General features: G+C 52.1%; 19 protein-coding genes. 7 read left to right on the forward strand and 12 right to left on the reverse strand.

Features of this window, described 5'->3' with window-relative positions:
• Window positions 1–5 precede the first annotated feature (5 nt).
• Window positions 6–641: an NAD(P)H-binding protein gene (locus N0B36_RS16555; protein WP_047499696.1), complete on the forward strand. Its 636-nt coding sequence runs from the start codon at window positions 6–8 to the stop codon at window positions 639–641.
• A 49-nt stretch (window positions 642–690) separates the two neighbouring features.
• Here N0B36_RS16555 and dolP read toward each other — a convergent pair whose 3' ends face one another.
• Genes dolP through N0B36_RS16575 form a run of 4 tightly spaced genes read right to left on the reverse strand, consistent with a single transcriptional unit; the run spans window position 691 to window position 4,305 of the window.
• Window positions 691–1,266: a division/outer membrane stress-associated lipid-binding lipoprotein gene (gene dolP, locus N0B36_RS16560; protein ID WP_003024954.1), complete on the reverse strand. Its 576-nt coding sequence runs from the start codon at window positions 1,264–1,266 to the stop codon at window positions 691–693.
• Between the two features lie 9 nt (window positions 1,267–1,275).
• Entirely contained in the window at window positions 1,276–1,866 is a 591-nt protein-coding gene (gene diaA / locus N0B36_RS16565; protein WP_003024948.1) for a DnaA initiator-associating protein DiaA, read from the reverse strand.
• A gap of 34 nt (window positions 1,867–1,900) precedes the next feature.
• Window positions 1,901–2,296, reverse strand: coding sequence for a YraN family protein (locus N0B36_RS16570; RefSeq protein WP_216404065.1), 396 nt, complete (start codon window positions 2,294–2,296; stop codon window positions 1,901–1,903).
• The gene (locus N0B36_RS16575) at window positions 2,254–4,305 is read right to left on the reverse strand and encodes a penicillin-binding protein activator (RefSeq protein ID WP_046275524.1); all 2,052 of its coding nucleotides are present in this window, start codon (window positions 4,303–4,305) and stop codon (window positions 2,254–2,256) included. Before N0B36_RS16575 ends, N0B36_RS16570 begins: the two co-directional genes overlap by 43 nt.
• Window positions 4,306–4,368: 63 nt before the next feature.
• Between N0B36_RS16575 and rsmI the strand changes: the two genes are divergently transcribed.
• Window positions 4,369–5,232: a 16S rRNA (cytidine(1402)-2'-O)-methyltransferase gene (rsmI, locus tag N0B36_RS16580; protein ID WP_016154652.1), complete on the forward strand. Its 864-nt coding sequence runs from the start codon at window positions 4,369–4,371 to the stop codon at window positions 5,230–5,232.
• A gap of 2 nt (window positions 5,233–5,234) precedes the next feature.
• Entirely contained in the window at window positions 5,235–6,248 is a 1,014-nt protein-coding gene (locus N0B36_RS16585) for a Fic family protein (protein ID WP_200047076.1), read from the forward strand.
• Here the strand turns inward: N0B36_RS16585 and N0B36_RS16590 are convergent.
• The 8 genes from N0B36_RS16590 to garD form a co-directional block, all read right to left on the reverse strand.
• The gene (locus N0B36_RS16590) at window positions 6,245–7,018 is read right to left on the reverse strand and encodes a DeoR/GlpR family DNA-binding transcription regulator (protein ID WP_003828620.1); all 774 of its coding nucleotides are present in this window, start codon (window positions 7,016–7,018) and stop codon (window positions 6,245–6,247) included. The genes N0B36_RS16585 and N0B36_RS16590 overlap by 4 nt on opposite strands.
• A 111-nt stretch (window positions 7,019–7,129) precedes the next feature.
• Window positions 7,130–8,173, reverse strand: a complete 1,044-nt coding sequence (gatD, locus tag N0B36_RS16595) for a galactitol-1-phosphate 5-dehydrogenase (RefSeq protein ID WP_016154649.1) — start codon at window positions 8,171–8,173, stop codon at window positions 7,130–7,132.
• A gap of 44 nt (window positions 8,174–8,217) precedes the next feature.
• Complete coding sequence (locus N0B36_RS16600; RefSeq protein ID WP_016154648.1) at window positions 8,218–9,591, reverse strand: galactitol-specific PTS transporter subunit IIC; 1,374 nt, start codon at window positions 9,589–9,591, stop codon at window positions 8,218–8,220.
• Between the two features lie 4 nt (window positions 9,592–9,595).
• Window positions 9,596–9,880: a PTS galactitol transporter subunit IIB gene (gene gatB / locus N0B36_RS16605; protein WP_003828616.1), complete on the reverse strand. Its 285-nt coding sequence runs from the start codon at window positions 9,878–9,880 to the stop codon at window positions 9,596–9,598.
• Between the two features lie 29 nt (window positions 9,881–9,909).
• Entirely contained in the window at window positions 9,910–10,374 is a 465-nt protein-coding gene (gatA, locus tag N0B36_RS16610) for a PTS galactitol transporter subunit IIA (protein WP_019077770.1), read from the reverse strand.
• 14 nt (window positions 10,375–10,388) lie between these two features.
• A complete protein-coding gene (gatZ, locus tag N0B36_RS16615) occupies window positions 10,389–11,660 on the reverse strand; it encodes a tagatose-bisphosphate aldolase subunit GatZ (RefSeq protein ID WP_181220886.1) in 1,272 nt (423 codons plus the stop codon).
• 132 nt (window positions 11,661–11,792) lie between these two features.
• A complete protein-coding gene (locus tag N0B36_RS16620; protein WP_181220885.1) occupies window positions 11,793–12,647 on the reverse strand; it encodes a tagatose bisphosphate family class II aldolase in 855 nt (284 codons plus the stop codon).
• A gap of 178 nt (window positions 12,648–12,825) precedes the next feature.
• Complete coding sequence (garD, locus tag N0B36_RS16625; protein ID WP_216403294.1) at window positions 12,826–14,397, reverse strand: galactarate dehydratase; 1,572 nt, start codon at window positions 14,395–14,397, stop codon at window positions 12,826–12,828.
• Between the two features lie 403 nt (window positions 14,398–14,800).
• Between garD and garP the strand changes: the two genes are divergently transcribed.
• From garP to garK, 4 genes are all read left to right on the forward strand, one after another.
• Window positions 14,801–16,135, forward strand: a complete 1,335-nt coding sequence (gene garP, locus N0B36_RS16630; RefSeq protein ID WP_003024898.1) for a galactarate/glucarate/glycerate transporter GarP — start codon at window positions 14,801–14,803, stop codon at window positions 16,133–16,135.
• A gap of 15 nt (window positions 16,136–16,150) precedes the next feature.
• Window positions 16,151–16,921: a 2-dehydro-3-deoxyglucarate aldolase gene (garL, locus tag N0B36_RS16635; protein WP_216403293.1), complete on the forward strand. Its 771-nt coding sequence runs from the start codon at window positions 16,151–16,153 to the stop codon at window positions 16,919–16,921.
• 31 nt (window positions 16,922–16,952) lie between these two features.
• Window positions 16,953–17,843 carry a 2-hydroxy-3-oxopropionate reductase gene (gene garR, locus N0B36_RS16640; protein WP_003840019.1) on the forward strand — a complete coding sequence of 297 codons (891 nt, stop codon included), beginning with the start codon at window positions 16,953–16,955 and terminating at the stop codon, window positions 17,841–17,843.
• Window positions 17,844–17,908: 65 nt separating this feature from the next.
• The gene (gene garK / locus N0B36_RS16645) at window positions 17,909–19,054 is read left to right on the forward strand and encodes a glycerate 2-kinase (RefSeq protein ID WP_181220883.1); all 1,146 of its coding nucleotides are present in this window, start codon (window positions 17,909–17,911) and stop codon (window positions 19,052–19,054) included.
• The last annotated feature ends 5 nt before the right edge of the window (window positions 19,055–19,059 follow it).

The following is a 19,059-nucleotide window of genomic DNA, read 5'->3' on the forward strand; positions in this document are numbered from 1 at the left end:
TAGCGATGAGTCAGGTGTTAATAACAGGCGCAACGGGGCTGGTAGGCGGAAATTTGCTGCGTATGCTGCTCAATGAACCCCGGGTCAATGCCATCACGGCACCGACGCGTCGACCGCTGGCTGATACGGCTGGCGTCTATAATCCCTATGATCCGCAGCTAACCGATGCGCTGGCGCAGGTCACCGAACCGGTAGATATTGTCTTTTGTTGTCTGGGAACCACCCGGCGAGAAGCGGGTAGCAAAGAAGCGTTTATCCATGCTGACTATACGCTGGTGGTGGACACGGCCCTGACGGGGCGTCGGTTGGGCGCTCAGCATATGTTGGTGGTCAGTTCGATGGGGGCCAATGCCAATTCACCGTTTTTTTATAACCGGGTGAAAGGGGAAATGGAGCAGGCGCTGATCGCGCAAAATTGGCCGCGGCTGACGATTGTTCGGCCTTCAATGTTACTCGGAGAGCGGGATAAACAGCGGGCGAATGAGAGGTTTTTAGCGCCGTTATTTCGGCTGCTGCCGGGGAACTGGAAGTCGATTGAGGCGCGTGATGTAGCCCGGGCTATGCTGGCGGAGGCACTGGCGCCTGGACATGAAGGCGTTTCGATCCTGACCTCTTCCGAACTGCGCGAAAGAGCCAAATAAAATGCCGGAGAGGACGCTCTGGCGTCGCCATCCGGCATTTGTAGCAGTCTTACTTAATAAACGTAAAAGCCGTAGTGACGCGTTTCACGCCGCTTACCCGGCTGGCGATGTCTGCCGCAGCCTTCGCTTCACGTTCAGTTACCAGACCCAACAGGAACACTTCCCCGTTTTCGGTGGTGACTTTCACGTTAGAGGATTTCACCTGATCGCTGGTCAGCAACTGGGAACGTACTTTAGTGGTTATCCAGGTATCGTTAGACGCATCGCCCAGGCCGATTGGCTGACCCTGACGGATCTCGTTAAAGACCTCAGTAGTACCTTCTACGCCCATCGCAATCTGTTTTGCTCGCGCAGACAGTTCGCTATTTGGCGACTGACCGACCAGCAGCACTTTACCCTGATACGCGCTCACGTTGATACGCGCCTCTTTCTTGATCTGGGCATCTTTCGACAACGCGGTATTGACGCGTAATTCCAGGGTTCCGTCATCTACCTGGGTGCCTACACTGCGAGGATCCGTCGCGGCTTTGGTGCCGACAGCAGCAGTTCCGACAACGGCGGCAGCGACACAGCCTTGCAGCAGCAGGGCAGCGATAATCACAGCAAGCGGCGAAAATGCCTTCATGTGTACTCCTTAATCATCCTGGTGAGGGAAAAGCGTGTTATCGATGAGATCGCAAAGGCAGTTGACCGTCAGCATATGCATTTCCTGAACGCGGGCGCTGTGGTGTGAAGGGATACGGATTTCAACATCCTGCGGCCCCAGTAACCCGGCCAGCTCCCCTCCGTCATACCCGGTCAGTGCGACAATTGTCATGTCGCGTGTCACGGCGGCTTCAACGGCTTTTACGATATCGCGGCTATTACCACGCGTAGAGATTGCCAGCAGAACATCCCCTGCATGTCCCAGCGCACGGACTTGTTTTGCATAAACTTCATCGTGCAGGCGATCGTTGGCAATCGCAGTTAAGACCACATTATCAGTATTTAGTGCAATCGCAGGTAAACTTGGGCGCTCTGTTTCAAAACGATTGATCATGCTGGCAGCAAAATGCTGTGCGTTGGCAGCGGACGTCCCATTACCACAACAGAGAATTTTGTTGCCATTGAGCAGGGACTGAACCAGCGTCATGGCTGCACGGGAGATCGCATCCGGAAGTGCTTCAGCCGCAGCTATCTGAGTTTGAATGCTTTCTGTAAAGCAGACTTTAATTCTATCTAACACGCTAATCCTTAAGAACCAGGCTCTGAATCTTCAACTATGAGCGGTCGTTGAACGCGTCCTTAAACCACTCAACATCATTTCCGGTGAAGGCTAACACATCGAACCGGCAATCCACAGTATCAAAACTTCCATTGTGGCGCGCAAGCCACAAGCGGGCAGTCTGTAATAATTTGTGTTGTTTGCTCCGGGTCACACTCGCCGCTGCACCGCCAAACTGGGCTGAGCGCCGATAGCGAACCTCAACAAATACGGTGGTGTTGCCTTCACGCATTATCAGGTCGATTTCGCCGCCACGCTCATGCACGTTGGCGGCGATAAAATGCAGTCCCCTGCTCTGCAGCCAGTCACGCGCGGTGGATTCCCACGCGTCACCGGTCTGTTTACTCGTTAACTGGCGGGGACGACTTGTCCTTGCTGGTATTTGAGCCATGATAACTTCCTGTTAATCACACAATCCTGCGTTGCGGTTAAGGCTCCGGTGTTGCCGTTAATTTCGAAACCCTGCACCTGACGCATTTGCGAGAAGTGGTTGGCAAGCGACCAGGCATCGACGCCCATCGCGTACATACGTGCCAGCGAGTAGTCGTTACGAACCGCGCCCAGCGCCTGCTGCATGAGAGGGGCGTTAGCGCCTGCCAGCATCGGAATTTCGCTGTACTGCAAGCCTTCCATCTCCAGACGGAAATCCGGGCCGGCAGTTCCCTGCGCGCTACGGGAGCTGGCGTACAGCGTGGCACCGCTCTGGCTACCGTTGCGCATGGCGATCATCGGCTTTATAAATGCAATTTCTTCCGGCGTTGCCAGAATATATACGGCATCAACACGACCGCTGCCGCCGGTGATTTGCGCATCGGTAGGTGCTGCCGGAATGGTCAGACCGCCAATCGTCACGCCAGGCTGCGCGGGTACAGAAGAGGCCACCGGGCTGCCCGTCAGGGAAATCCCCGAGCCGCCGTTGACGCCCATTTTCAGCTCAGCGGTGGAGCCGAACTTCTGCTGCAGCACCACGCCGCCACCCAGTTTTTGCCACTCCTGTGCAAAGGCGTTGGCAACGCGATCGCCTAACGAACTCCGCGGGATCAACAACAGCGGCGTCTGCTTTCCTTGATCGCGAATGTGGCGTGCTGCGTCGCGCGCTTCATCTTCTGGCGACAGAGCGAAGTAGCAGACGTTCGGCAGGTTTTTCACCGACTCCGGCTGATTAAGCGCCAGGACGTTTAATGGCGTGTTGCTTTTCATCAGCTCTTCAACATTGTTCTTCAACAGTGGGCCAACCACGATGCTGGCGCCATCCTGCTGAACCTGAGTCAGGATCTGATTCAGCGGCTGTGATGACGTGTCGTAGATTTTCAGCTCCGCGGACGGATTCGCTGGTGCGCTGGCGGTTGTTGGCTGCGCAGGCGCTGTTGGTTGTGGAGCTGTAGCTTCTGGCTGTGCTGGCGTCTCGTTGGTCAGATCGCTTACTGACGCCTGAGCCGGGCTGGCAACACCGTCAGTCGTTTGCGGCTGTTCCGTGGTCGTCGCAGCCGCTGTATCCGCAGCAGGCGCGGCAACAGCAGGGTCCGCTACGGGTTGAGTACCCATATTTTTCGCAGCTTCAAAGCCTTGCTGAATAGTACGGCCAAACACCGCAGCCTGACCGTTCAGCGGCAGCAGCAGAGCAATTTTGCTGGTGGAAGCGGGTTTAAAGCTCTGCACGTTAACCAACTGCGTTGGCAACAGTTTTGCCCCCGGGTTTTGTGGATAACGTTTCTGCCAGTCAGCAATACCGGCTTTCATCATGTCTGGATCGTTACGGTTATCGAACCAGACGCGCTGGAGATCTAACCAGCCTTGCAGCACGTTTTCATCCGCATTGATGACCAGCGTCTGCGCTTGCTCCTGGGTCATGGATGACAGCGCCTGCCAGGTGGCATCCATGTTTTTCTGCTTAGCGTTCGCGGCCAGCAGCGGTTCCTGGGCGATCAGGGCGCGCAGTAAAGTCAGCGATGGACGACCCTGGTTGACGTCGATTTGCGCCTGCCAGTATCTCGCCTGCTGGTTTTGATCAAAATCGGCGGGGGTTAGCTTATCCAGCAGGGCCTGTGCGCCAGCGACATCTTTCTGCGCGAGCTTAATTTCGACAGCCAGCAGTGACTGCTCACGACGCTGGGTATCGCTTAGCTTCTGTGGTAGCTGGTTGAACAGCTCGAAAGCCTGCTGGCTCTTGCCTTCTTTCAGCAGTGCACGAATGGCGAGTAATTGCCAGTTGGTCTTGCTATCATCTGAGCTTTGCTGCATTTGTTGCAGATAAAAGCCGGAATCAGCCTGCGCAGTGCCCTGCATATGGGCTGCACTCTGGTCTGGTGCCTGGGTGCCACAGCCTGCAAAAATCAGTGCAGCCAGAATGACTGGTAGCGCGCGTGCGGCTTTCAAACGAGAAAATGTTGAGGGTACCATACTGTATCCAGTGATATTTTTTTACTCAATGCTCAATATTAAATCGGCAATACGGACGACACAATGAAACAACACGAATCGGCGGATAATTCTCAAGGCCAACTCTTTATTGTACCTACTCCTATAGGAAATTTGGCTGATATTACCCAACGAGCGCTCGAAGTTTTACAAGCCGTTGATTTGATTGCCGCTGAAGACACTCGTCATACAGGACTCTTGTTACAACACTTCGCGATTAACGCGCGTTTGTTCGCTTTACATGATCACAACGAGCAGCAAAAGGCCGAAACGCTGGTGGCGAAGCTTAAAGAAGGGCAAAACATTGCGCTGGTTTCCGATGCCGGAACGCCGCTGATTAACGATCCTGGCTACCATCTGGTACGGACCTGTCGCGAAGCAGGGATCCGCGTTGTTCCCCTGCCAGGCCCTTGCGCGGCGATTGCTGCCCTGAGCGCTGCAGGTCTGCCTTCAGACCGCTTTTGCTATGAAGGTTTTCTGCCTGCCAAATCGAAAGGGCGTCGTGATGCGATGAAAGCCATTGAGGCTGAACCGCGTACGCTTATTTTTTATGAATCTACCCACCGTTTGCTGGATAGCCTGGAAGACATGGTTGCCGTCTGGGGCGAATCCCGCTACGTGGTGTTGGCGCGTGAGTTGACCAAAACCTGGGAAACCATTCACGGCGCGCCGGTCGGCGAACTGCTGGCGTGGGTCAAGGAAGATGAAAACCGTCGAAAAGGCGAAATGGTGCTGATTGTCGAAGGACACAAAGCGCAAGAAGACGACCTTCCGGCTGATGCGCTGCGTACGCTGGCCTTATTGCAGGCAGAGCTGCCGCTGAAAAAGGCCGCCGCACTGGCCGCTGAGATCCACGGCGTGAAGAAGAATGCGCTGTATAAGTACGCGCTGGAACAGCAGGGGGAGTAACAGTGAGTACCTACCAACCACCTTTCGTCATCACTCCATTGATCCTCAATCAAGTCATTGAAATTGGGGAGTTGATGGGAAATTGGGCGGCGATGGCTGGTAGGGCATCTCCTCTTTTGCGCAAAGAGAATCGTATTCGCACTATTCAGGCCTCTTTAGCGATTGAGCATAATTCGTTGACTACGGAACAAGTCACCGCTCTGATGGAGGGGAAACGTATTCTGGCTCCGGCTAAAGATATACAGGAAGTCAGAAATGCGATTCTGGCCTATGAAAAAATGTCAGAGTGGAAAAGTGAAAGACTCTCCGATCTTTTACAGGCACATCAAATCCTGATGATGGGGCTTGTCGATAACCCGGGTCAATTGCGATCCGGCAATGTCGGTGTTTACAGGGAGAAACAGCTTATCCATATGGCCCCACCGGCGTCACAAGTTCTTCGATTGATGAATGACCTACTGGGCTGGTTAAAAACGACAGAGCTCCACCCACTGATTGCTGGTGCTATTTTCCATTATGAATTTGAATTCATTCATCCTTTTGCCGACGGCAATGGACGGATGGGCCGGTTGTGGCAGACATTAATCCTCCGTGAGTGGCGATCGGAATTGGCGTGGTTACCAGTAGAGACACTGATCCACTACCAACAGGATCGCTACTACCAGGTGTTAGGGCAGTGCGATCGGCAAAGTAGCTGCACGCCATTTATAGAATTTATCCTTGAAAACATCATCTCTGCTTTGCAAGAGGGATTGGGGAAATCATCAGCCCTGTCGGAAGAAATGTCGGAAGAAATGTCGGAAGAAATGTCGGAAGAAATGTCGCCTGATTTACTGGATATTGAAAAACGCATACTACAAATCTTGTCGAATCAGCCAGGCAGATCCGCCAAAAGTATCGCTGATGAGTGTGAAATCTCAGCCCGAACTGTAGAACGCTATCTGAAAGCGTTGCAGCTAAAAGGTAAACTGCAACGCGTTGGCGCGACGAAAGGGGGGCTATGGAGGGTAATTTAAACGACCAGCAGTTCAACCCCTGTTTTGGCCAGCGCTGATTTATCCTGTTTGCTGATACTGTCGTCGGTTATTACGCAGTTAATCTTCTCCATTGGAAGTACCTGATTAAAACCTCGTCGGTTAAATTTTGTTGCATCCAGTACGGCAATAACCTTATGTGCCGCAGCAGCCATCACGCTACTAATCGAATAGCCTTCGTTGAATGTCGTTATACCATTAGTGGCATCAATCCCGTCGGCGCCAACGAACATCAGGTCTGCGCTTATCCCTTGAAGGGAACGTTCAGCGATAGTGCCATGCATTGAATGAGTTTTGTGACGCACCGTGCCGCCGCAGACGACCAGCGTAATGTCTTTGTTTTCCGATAACGTAAACGCAGCGGGCAGGCTATTGGTAATAACTGTGATATTACTTTTTCGGTTTAGCGCCTCAGCGATCAGTAAGGTCGTGCTTCCGCTATCCAGAATCACGGTCATTCCTTCCTCGACCATTGCCGTTGCAGCCTGAGCGATCCGCTTTTTGGGATCGCTGGCAAGCTGATACCGGTCTTCTAATAATACTTCCTGATTGTCACCTTCAGCCAGATGGCTTCCTGGTTTTGCCGCACCGCCATGAAAACGGGTGACCAGACCCTTCTCTTCTAATAACCGCAGGTCGGCGCGAATGGTTACTTCAGAAATACCAAAGGTATTCGAAAGATCCATTACCAGTACGCTACCTTGCGTATTAATCAGGTCGACAATTTTATTCCTTCTCTCAAATGAGTTCATATTGATTTGCCTGATAATTTGACTGCCACTAGTTTAATCGAAGGATTGCGAAAGGTGAACGCTAAATTTCGAAAGTAAATGTGAGCCAGCGCAGGTTGCTGGCTCGTTGGGTCAGGAGAGTTTGAGCAGAATTTTCCCCTGCATCGGCGCGCCATTGAGTGACTTGACGGCGCTGGCAAAGCTGTCGGCATCACCACTGTGGGCAATTAACGGCTCAAGCTGTAAGCGTTTCTCCGTGAGTAAACGGGCAGCGGTTTCCCACTCTTCTCCAGGCCATGGGCTGGAATAGTTCATCCAACTGCCAAGGATGGTTAACTCTTTACGCAATATTTGCCCAAAAACACCTGAAGCTAGCGCCAGATCGTGATGCAGCGTACCGACTAATGCCAGTTGAGCGCGAGGTCCGGCAATTTCGATCGACAGAGTAACAGTTTGTGGGGTTCCCGCAGTCTCCAGGATGAGTTGGTCAAATTGAATGTTCTCCAGACCGGAGTGGATCTCGGTCGCACTCATCTCCCGACTGTTAAACACATAGGTTGCCCCCAGTTCTTTTGCTAACGCCAGCTTCTGCGGGTTGATATCAATCGCCGTGATGCTTTTTGCGCCGAGTTCGCGAGCACATTGCATTGCCAGTAAACCGATAGTACCTGCACCAACGATGATCACGTTTTTGCCTTCGCATCCCTGAGCGAGGTGAAAAGCATGCAGGCCAACGGTAATGGGCTCAATGAATGCGCCATCATCAATCGGCATTTCTGAAGGCAGGCGGAACAGGTTGGCGCGTTTTACCACCACATATTCTGCATTGCCGCCTTCGCTGCGCGATCCGACAAACTGATATTGCTTACACAATGAGAAATATCCACGCTCGCACTGAGGACAGTGGAAGCAGGGGAGCAGCGGTACGCAGGCAACGGCATCTCCGGGTTGTAGATCGGTTACGCCCGCGCCGTAAGACTCAACATAGCCACTGAACTCATGCCCAAGTGTGATTGGATAATAGTGAGCGCCATGATTGAAGACTCGGGGAATATCTGAGCCGCAAAGCCCTGAACTGACCACCTTGACCAGTACATCTTCATCAGTTTGTAGTTGTGGTATGGGACGTTCTTCAACGCGTACGTCGCCCTCAGCGTGAATAACCACTGATTTCATAAGTGTCTCCAGAAAAGTGAAGGGGAGCAAATGCTCCCCAGAAATTAAGATGCGGTCTGGCTTTCTGTTATGGCTGCCGCTTTTTCAGCCGCCACGAAATTACGCGCCCGACGCCAGGTCAGCAGTACACCCAACAGGTAAATAGCACCGATAATGATGAAACCCACCACGTTCTGCCAGGTGAAGAGCTGGATTAGCAGCCAGGTGATTGGGGAACCGCCCTGGTCCATTGAAGCCACCATGCCACCAGCTTTCAATGCGCCCGCATTGGCGGCTAGCTGGGTATGTAAACCAATGGTTTGCGTGGCTATCCAAAGGGTGATACCCATGATGATGACGCCGGAGATCAGCGTGCGGAAAAGGTTTCCCTGATGAACGGCTACCGCCATGGCGACAAAGAAACCAATGGTCGCGAGATCGCCGAATGGCAGAACCTGGTTTCCTGGTACCAGAACGGCAATCAGAATGGTCAGCGGGATAAAGATAAGACTGGCGGAAACCACCGACGTATGGCCGAGCAGTAGCGCAGGATCCAGGCCAATCAAGAACTCCTGTCCACCAAATTTTGCCTGCAGGCGCTTGCGAGCATGCTTTGCAATGGGAGTGAGTCCATCCATAATCGGTTTAATTACGCGTGGCATGAGCAACATAACGGCAGCTGTTTTAACCGCCAGTTGGAGCACAGCTTTAACGTCATACCCTGCCAGCATGCCGATCACTAACCCCATCACAAAACCGACGGTGACGGGTTCTCCGAAGGGGCCGAAGCGTTTTTGTACATCATCCGCACTGAAATGAATGCGGTTCAGACCTGGGATTTTTTCAATGATCGTATCAACCAGGACCGCTATCGGGCCCAGATATGCCGAGGAACCATGTGGAATGGCGATGCCTTCCAGGCCAAAAAAGTCGCGCGTGTCTTTGGCAAACCAGTCGCCCAGTTTGTAAACGAAGGCGGCATGAACAACCACACCGAGGATGCCCAACCAGTATGAACCGGTCGCCAGATGCAACATGGCGCCGGTAAACGTCATATGCCAGATATTCCAGATGTCGACATTCACCACACGGGTCATGCGGGTAACCAGCATCAGGATATTCACCCCAATGGCGACAGGAATCGCAATTAACGCAATTTGCGAAGCCCAGGTCATCGGTGATGAACCAGGCCAGCCGACATCGATGACGTGCAGGTTGATTTGAAACTGTTCTGCCATTGCTTTTGCGGCAGGTCCAATAGAGTCCAGCATCAGGCCGATTACCAGACCGATGCCGACAAACCCAATCCCGATATGCAGACCAGATTTAAAACAATCCCCGAGCTTCATTCCCAGCAATTTTGAGAAGATGATGATCACTAACGGCAGCATAACCGTTGGACCTAAATCGAGGATATAACGCATTATTTCGCTAAACATGGCGTTACCCCACGAGGATGGTCAGGATTTTTTGCTGCAATGCTTCGATACCCACGCCTGAGACAAAAGGCATGCCGTGAACCACCGGGATATCGCCAAATGTACGGTCAACGCGAGCCGTGGTACAAATGAGGTCTGCGCCGTCCATATAGGTTTCGATTTCTGTTACACGACACTGAACCAGGTCGAGTTGTATATTGTTGGCTTCACAGAGTTCTTTAATTTCTTCCGCAGCCATTGTTGAAGTTGCTACAGCACCGCCACAGGCCACAATTACTTTACGTTTCATAGGGTATTCCTTTTATTATCAGTTTTTTATCAAATCTGGGCACAGAGCTCAGACTCAAGGATTTTTTCCCGAAAGAGCATTGCCAGTTCTGCATCGGGCGCATTCAGTAACGCTTCAATGGTGTTCGGGTTTTGTAGCTCACTAAACAGACGACGCAGGAGCTTCAGTTGTGCCGTCGGGTTCTCAACGATTAAGGCGATAATTAAAGAGACGGCGATCTCTTCATCATCATCCGCTTGTTGAAAGTTGACCGGTGTATCCGGGCGAATCAGATAGATAGCAGGAGATTTAGCATGAACAGCTTCACAATGTGGAATCGCAACGGCATGACGTTCCAGCGCTATTCCAGTTGGAAAGGTTGCTTCACGCTCAATCAGGGCCTGCGGGTAGCTTTCGTGCACGACCCCTTTGGCCAGCATCTCCTCCCCAATATGTGTCAGCGCATGCTGACACGAGCTAAAGTTAATTCCTGTTCGGACAAAAAGTTGGCTCATATATTCTCCTGATTTCAGGCAAGTGCTGGTGCGCAACCAAAGCGATAGGCGCGCAGAACGTCCTGAATTTTGTCGATAATCAGATTGTGTGGCGTCGCGGTTAACGTTCCTTCAGACAGACGCTCAAATTGCACGGGCATAAATTGGCTAATTAGCCCCAGTGGTAAAGCGACGTCATTAAGATTGGTTATTAATTTCTCTACGCTTTGACGAATGCGGGGATGCGGCCAGTAGTAACGAATACGGTCGGAGAGACTGAAGTGAATATCAACCATCGCCTGACTCCAGGTTGGGCGATAGTATTTTTTCCAGTAGCCCGGTTCATTCAACATAACTTCGTCAATCACTTCCAATACCCGGCTTCTCTGCTCCGGAGATACCAGTTCATTTTCCATTTGCGCAAGGGCAAAAATAGCTTCACGCAGAGCGAAGGTGAGTGCTGGACCCACTTTCAAAATCGCATAGTGATCGCGTACCAGCGCACGGTATGCCTGGCGGGTTTGATAATCGGTAGAATGCGCTTCGTAGACCATTGGGGTCTCTTTGACCCAGGCGGAAAGCGCTTTTGCAGCTTGTGGCTGATAGTGAATAATTTGAGTGTGATCGAATTCGACGCCGGGCTGGACCACAATGGCGATTACGCGCGTTAACGCTTCTTCAAGCCCTAATGCACTGAAGGCAACCTGATGGGTTTCCAGTGTCCGGGCGGCATCTTCTTCACGTGTGACATGAACGCTACCGATGGTGGTGGCTTCTCCTCCTGGTACGGGAACTTCTGTGCCAATCACGTAAGTCAGTTGGCGTTTCTGTTCTTCGGTTGCTGTTGATTCTGCTGCCTGGCAAAGTATGGCTGCTCGCTGAGCAACAACCATCGGGTCTAGCGGTGTCGGATCGTCAGCGCAGGACATTGAAGCATCAAGATGGATTTTGCTGAATCCTGCGGCGACGTAAGCTTTAATCAAGGCTACGGATTTCTCCATCGCTTCTGCCGCTACTTCATTTTGCCAGCAGTTAGGGCCGAGGTGATCGCCCCCCAGGATCAGTCTTTCTCGAGGGAAGCCAATTTCTTGTGCGATGCCATAGACAAAATCACGGAAATCGGCGGGTTTCATCCCGGTATAGCCACCAAACTGATTAACCTGATTAGACGTTGCTTCGATCAGAACTTTACTGTCCGTATTGAGATCAAAGCGTAATGCGGATTCAATGACCAACGGATGTGCTGAACAAACAGAACAAATACCTAAATGTTCACCTGCTTTATGACGAGAGATTATTTCTTTCACTTCTATCTCCGATATCTTTTGTTTATCTTCATAATATTTTTGGATTGAAGGCAAAGGGTAAAAGCAGCTTTCGTGATCCAGCTTTAAAACAGACCTTTGCCAGAATTCATACAATTCATATTAATCAGTTACTTATAGTTTTCCTTCGCAACCGCAGTCGGCAATGACTTTACGTACCACTTCTTTCATGGCGGCTTTTGCTGGCACCATGTAATGCCGTGGGTCATTCGCATTGGTATGTGTACTCAGATAGGTTTTGAGTGCGCCAGAAAAGGCGATTTTGAGTTCGGTAGCGACGTTGACTTTGCAGATCCCTAAAGAGATGGCGCGCTTAATATCATGTGCTGGCAGGCCGGATGCGCCATGTAGAACCAGTGGAATATCAACGGACTGACGAATTTCTGTTAGCCGTTCAAAATCCAGTTTAGGTTCAGTGCTATACAGACCATGAGCCGTGCCAATCGCGACCGCCAGTGAGTCGATACCGGTTTTTTCCACGAACTCCCGAGCCTGTTCTGGGTGGGTATAAAGCGCATCTTTTCCGTCCACGATTAGGTCATCTTCTTGTCCACCCAACCGTCCCAGCTCAGCTTCAACGCTAACGTCATAGCGATGGCAGTAATCTGTTACGTGTTTAACTAACGCAATGTTGTCGACAAACGGCAGATGGGAACCATCGATCATGACGGAGCGAATACCTGTAGCGACTTTCTCTTCAATATCGGTGGCGCTTTCATGGTGATCGAGATGGATGGCGAGAGGATGGTTCCAGCATCTTGCCAGTTCACTGGCGATTGCAACGATATTACCGACACCGGCATAGCTAAAAGTGCCAGGCGTGCCGGCGACGATCAACGGAGAGCGTAGTTCGGCTGCTGTTTCCACGACAACCTGTAAGGTCTCCAGGTTGTGAATGTTAAACGCCGGTACGGCATAGCCTTCTCGCTGTGCCTTCTTCAGCATCATTTTGCTTGAGATGATAAACATACTTCCTCCGAAGTCTTTCGATTGCTTTCTTCGAAATAAAGTATAGGGTTTCGTAACGTTTTTTTGTGATTTCGATCTGATAAATGAAAGTTTCGAAAGAAAAGGGAGGGTTGCGAAAGTATATGGCGAAAAAAAAAGCATGCCCGAAGGCATGCTCATGAAGAAAAAACGTGGATAATCAGGTCACTGGCGCCGGGTTAAACACCGCCAGTTGGTTATGCAGTCCCCATTGATCCGAGAAGGTTTTCTTACGCCCGCTGGCGACGTCGAGAATAAACTCGAACAGTTTCAGACCCACGTCTTCAATGGTTTCTTCCCCGGTGGCGATGGTGCCTGCGTTGATGTCCATCAGGTCAAACCAACGGTTGGCCAGCTCGGTACGGGTCGCCATTTTTATCACCGGCACGGCCATCAGGCCGTACGGCGTACCGCGACCGGTGGTGAACACCTGCACGGTGATCCCGGAAGCGACCTGCTGCGTACCGCAGACAAAATCGCTGGCGGGTGTAGCCGCGTAAATCAGGCCACGTTTGGTTGGGCGTTGGCCCGGCGACAAGACTTCGACAATCGCGCTCTTGCCAGACTTGGCAATAGAACCCAGCGCTTTTTCCACCACGTTTGCCAGACCGCCTTTCTTGTTGCCAGGAGAAGGGTTGGCGCTGCGATCCGTTTTGCCCATATCAAGGTAGTTATCGTACCAGGCCATCTCTTCGAGCAGGCGTTTACCTACTTCTTCGTTAATCGCACGTGGGGTCAGAAGATGGATGGCATCGCGCACTTCGGTAACCTCAGAGAACATTACGGTGGCGCCGCAGCGTACTAACAGGTCGGAGGCATAACCGACCGCCGGGTTGGCCGTCACGCCTGAAAACGCATCGCTGCCGCCGCACTGCATGCCGACCACCAGTTCTGACGCCGGGCAGGTTTCACGCTGGCGTTGATTGAGTTTTGCCAGATGGCGTTCGGCCACCTGCAAAATATCGGCAACCATCAATTGAAAGCCAACGTGTTTTTCATCCTGCAGGCTGACGATGCTGGCGCTGTCGACCGGAATACTTTTCACATCGTGCGTACCTTCCAGCAGGCGCTCTGGCTGCAGTTTTTCGCAGCCGAGGCCAATGACCATCACTTCACCGCCAAAGTTCGGGTTTAGCGCAATATTGTGAATGGTACGAATCGGCACGATGGCGGCTGGGGCATTAATCGCCACGCCGCAGCCGTAAAGATGATTGAGTCCGACCACGCCGTCAACGTTCGGGTATTTTGGCAGCAGATCGCGCTCAATGATTTTCACCACATAATCCACCACGCCCGCCACGCAGTGCACACTGGTGGAAATACCGAGCAGATTCTTGGTGCCGACACTACCGTCTGCATTGCGATAACCTTCGAAGGTGTAACCTTCAAGAGGCGGCAGCGGTTCTGGCACTTTGGTTGCCAGCGGCAGCGTCTCCAGCGGCGGGGCCTTGGGTAGCTCAACCATTGATTCATCAATCCAACTGCCGCGTGGGATATCGCGAACGGCATAGCCTATCACTTCGCCATAACGCACGATTTCGCCGCGAACAGGAATATCCAGGAGCGCCACTTTATGTCCCTGGGGAATATGTTCAATGAGTTCCAGTCCGTCTGGAAAACGCGTCCCAGCTTTCAGACCATTGTCATTGACAATTATCGCCACATTATCTGTTTCGTGAACTTTAATATAAAACGCCGTTGGCGATTCTTGTCTGATTTCGATGTCGGCCATTGTCCAGTATTCTCCAACAAGGTGGTGATAATAGTGTGGATATTTATATTTTGAATCTAATTATAAGTAATAAAGATTCGGTATCGTGAAATAAGAATGTCAGGAGTTTATCGCCAAGAATGTGATGATGATCACTTAAACTTAGCAAGGCCGCCCCACCAGGGGTAGCAATACGTAAATGTGTGCATTAGCGCCCATGTATGTGTGCATATGCCCAAAACATTATTTTAATAACGCATGTTTAATGAGCGCTTGCACAATGATTAACGTTGCGCTGCTGATTATACTAAATCACGGTTTCATAGCGTCTGATAAATTATTATGCATTCTTATTATCAGTAATTTATCACCAGGAATATCTACCCAATAATAATAAAAATTTAATGTACCCGAGGTAATTAGAATGATTCTGGATACAGTTGTCGAGAAAAAGAAAGGCACGCACACCCGTTACTTAATATTGCTGATAATATTTATCGTTACAGCCGTTAACTATGCGGACCGTGCAACGCTGTCAATTGCCGGCACGGAAGTGGCGAAAGAGTTACAGCTCAGTGCCATCTCAATGGGGTACATTTTCTCCGCTTTCGGCTGGGCTTACCTGTTAATGCAAATCCCCGGCGGCTGGCTGCTGGATAAGTTCGGTTCAAAGAAAGTCTATACCTACAGCCTGTTCTTCTGGTCGCTGTTTACCTTCCTGCAGGGCTTTGTCGACATGTTCCCGCTGGCCTGGGCGGGTATTTCAATGTTCATCATGCGCTTTATGCTGGGCTTCTCGGAAGCGCCGTCCTTCCCGGCGAATGCCCGGATCGTGGCGGCCTGGTTCCCGACGAAAGAGCGCGGTACGGCGTCCGCAATTTTTAACTCCGCACAGTATTTCTCTCTGGCGCTGTTTTCGCCGCTGCTGGGCTGGCTGACCTTCGCCTGGGGCTGGGAACACGTCTTTACCGTGATGGGCGTGATTGGTTTTGTGCTCACCGGGCTGTGGGTAAAGTTTATTCATAACCCAACCGATCACCCGCGTATGTCGCAAGAAGAGCTGAAGTTTATCTCTGAAAACGGCGCGGTCGTGGATATGGACCATAAAAAGCCGGGTGATGTGAAGTCAGGCGGTCCTAAACTGCATTATATCAAGCAGTTGCTCACTAACCGTATGATGCTCGGCGTGTTCTTCGGACAGTATTTTATCAACACAATTACCTGGTTTTTCCTCACCTGGTTCCCGATTTACCTGGTACAGGAAAAAGGCATGTCGATCCTGAAAGTGGGCCTGGTGGCTTCGATTCCTGCGCTGTGCGGATTTGCCGGTGGCGTACTCGGCGGCGTGTTCTCTGATTATCTGATTAAACGTGGCTTCAGCATCACTCTGGCACGTAAGCTGCCGATTGTGCTCGGAATGCTGCTCGCCTCGACCATTATTCTGTGTAACTACACCGATAACACCACCCTGGTGGTGGCGCTGATGGCGCTGGCGTTCTTCGGTAAAGGCTTCGGGGCGCTGGGGTGGCCGGTGATTTCCGATACTGCGCCGAAAGAGATTGTCGGTCTGTGCGGTGGGGTATTTAACGTATTTGGCAATGTGGCTTCCATCGTCACCCCGCTGGTGATTGGGTATCTGGTGAGCGAGCTGCACTCATTTAATGCTGCGCTGATGTTTGTAGGGTGCTCGGCGCTGATGGCAATGGTTTGCTACCTGTTTATTGTCGGTGACATTAAACGTATGGAATTGCAGAAATAAACAAAGGTGTAAGCGATGAATAACACGATTTTTCCGAATAAGTTTAAAGCGGCTCTCGCGGCGCAACAGATTCAGATTGGCTGCTGGTCTGCATTAGCCAACCCAATCAGTACCGAAGTTTTAGGCCTGGCGGGTTTTGACTGGCTGGTGCTGGACGGCGAACACGCGCCGAACGACATATCGACGTTTATCCCGCAATTGATGGCGCTGAAAGGCAGCGCCAGCGCGCCGGTAGTGCGCGTACCGACCAACGAGCCGGTAATTATCAAACGCCTGCTGGATATCGGATTTTACAACTTCCTGATCCCGTTCGTGGAGACGGAAGAAGAGGCGGTGAACGCCGTGGCGTCGACCCGCTATCCGCCGGAAGGTATTCGCGGCGTGTCCGTATCCCATCGCGCCAATATGTTTGGCACCGTACCGGACTATTTTGCGCAGTCGAATAAGAACATCACCATCATCGTGCAGATCGAAAGTCAGCAGGGCGTTGATAACGTTGACGCAATCGCGGCGACAGAAGGCGTCGACGGGGTCTTCGTCGGCCCAAGCGATCTGGCTGCGGCGTTAGGCCACCTCGGCAATGCGTCACATCCTGATGTGCAGAAAGCTATCCAGCACATTTTTGCCCGCGCGAAAGCACACGGCAAACCAAGCGGCATTCTGGCCCCGGTAGAGGCGGATGCGCGTCGTTATCTGGAGTGGGGCGCGACGTTTGTTGCCGTTGGCAGCGATCTTGGCGTGTTCCGTTCAGCCACGCAAAAATTGGCTGATTCTTTTAAGAAATAACCCCCCCTCGACAGTAGAGAGAGATAAAGACATGACAATGAAAGTTGGTTTTATTGGCCTCGGTATTATGGGTAAACCAATGAGTAAAAACCTCCTCAAGGCAGGTTACTCGCTGGTGGTTGCTGACCGTAACCCGGAATCCATTGCGGAAGTGATTGCCGCAGGCGCAGAAACCGCCGCCACGGCGAAAGATATTGCCGAGCAGTGCGATGTGATCATCACCATGCTGCCGAATTCTCCACATGTGAAAGAAGTGGCGCTGGGAGAGGGCGGCATTATTGAAGGGGCGAAACCGGGGACAGTGCTGATCGACATGAGCTCCATCGCGCCGTTAGCCAGCCGTGAAATCAGCGACGCGCTGAAAGCGAAAGGCGTGGATATGCTGGACGCGCCGGTAAGCGGCGGCGAACCGAAAGCCATCGACGGTACTCTGTCGGTGATGGTTGGCGGTGATAAAGCGATTTTTGACAAATATTACGATCTGCTGAAGGCGATGGCAGGTTCCGTGGTACATACCGGTGACATCGGCGCGGGTAACGTCACCAAGCTGGCGAATCAGGTGATTGTGGCGCTGAACATTGCGGCAATGTCCGAAGCGCTGACGCTGGCGACCAAAGCGGGCGTAAACCCGGATCTGGTGTATCAGGCGATCCGTGGTGGGCTGGCGGGAAGCACCGTACTGGATGCGAAAGCGCCAATGGTTATGGACAGAAACTTTAAGCCGGGTTTCCGTATCGACCTGCATATTAAAGATCTGGCGAACGCGCTGGATACCTCTCATGGCGTTGGCGCTCAGTTACCGCTGACTGCTGCAGTCATGGAGATGATGCAGGCGCTACGCGCTGATGGGCTGGGCACCGCCGATCATAGCGCACTCGCATGCTACTACGAAAAACTGGCGAAAGTGGAAGTCACTCGCTAACAAGAAGGGCGCGGATGCGCGCCCTGTATTTCTTGCCTTGCGCGGCACTGTCAGGCTACATAACTATGAAAATCGTAATTGCCCCAGACTCTTATAAAGAAAGCCTTTCTGCCACCGAGGTAGCTCAGGCAATAGAAAAAGGATTTCGGGAAATTTTCCCCGATGCGCAATATGTTTCTGTCCCGGTTGCCGATGGTGGTGAAGGAACGGTCGAAGCCATGATTGCCGCTACGCAGGGGAGTGAACATTCAGCGTGGGTGACAGGGCCGCTGGGCGAAAAAGTGAATGCCTGCTGGGGCATGTCTGGAGATGGTAAAACCGCGTTTATCGAAATGGCGGCAGCCAGCGGTCTGGCGTTGGTTCCACCTGAAAAGCGTAACCCGTTAGTCACCACGTCGCGTGGCACCGGGGAGTTGATTTTGCAGGCGCTGGATAGCGGTGCGCAGAGCATCATTATTGGTATTGGCGGTAGTGCGACCAACGACGGCGGCGCGGGTATGGTGCAGGCGCTGGGGGCGAAACTCTGCGACGCCAACGGGACAGAGATTGGCAACGGTGGTGGAAGCCTGGGGAGTCTGAACACCATCGATATATCGGGCCTGGATCCGCGCTTAAAAACCTGCTCAATTCGCGTGGCCTGCGATGTGACCAATCCACTCACCGGCGATACTGGCGCTTCGCGCATTTTTGGCCCGCAGAAAGGGGCGACGGAAGAACGCATTATCGAACTGGACCGCAATCTGTCTCACTATGCCGACATCATTAAAAAATCGCTGCGGGTTGATGTGAAAGACGTTCCTGGCTCAGGTGCGGCAGGCGGAATGGGCGCCGCGTTAATGGCTTTTTTAGGTGCGGAGTTGCGCAGTGGTATTGAGATTGTGACCCAGGCGCTCAATCTGGAAGAGCATATTCATGACTGTACGCTGGTGGTGACCGGAGAAGGGCGGATTGACAGCCAGAGCATTCACGGCAAAGTGCCGGTGGGTGTGGCGAATGTCGCGAAGAAGTACCACAAGCCGGTAATTGGTATTGGCGGTAGCCTGACGCGCGATGTGGAGGTGGTGCATCAATATGGTATCGATGCGGTGTTTAGCGTATTAACCACCATCAGCACGCTGGAAGAGGCCTTTCGTGGGGCATTTGATAATATTTATCGCGCTTCAAGAAACATCGCCGCCACGTTGGCGATAGGAATGCACAGTGCGGGGTGACAATG

The organism is Citrobacter sp. XY323, assembly GCF_025106035.1.
Lineage (GTDB): Bacteria > Pseudomonadota > Gammaproteobacteria > Enterobacterales > Enterobacteriaceae > Citrobacter > Citrobacter braakii.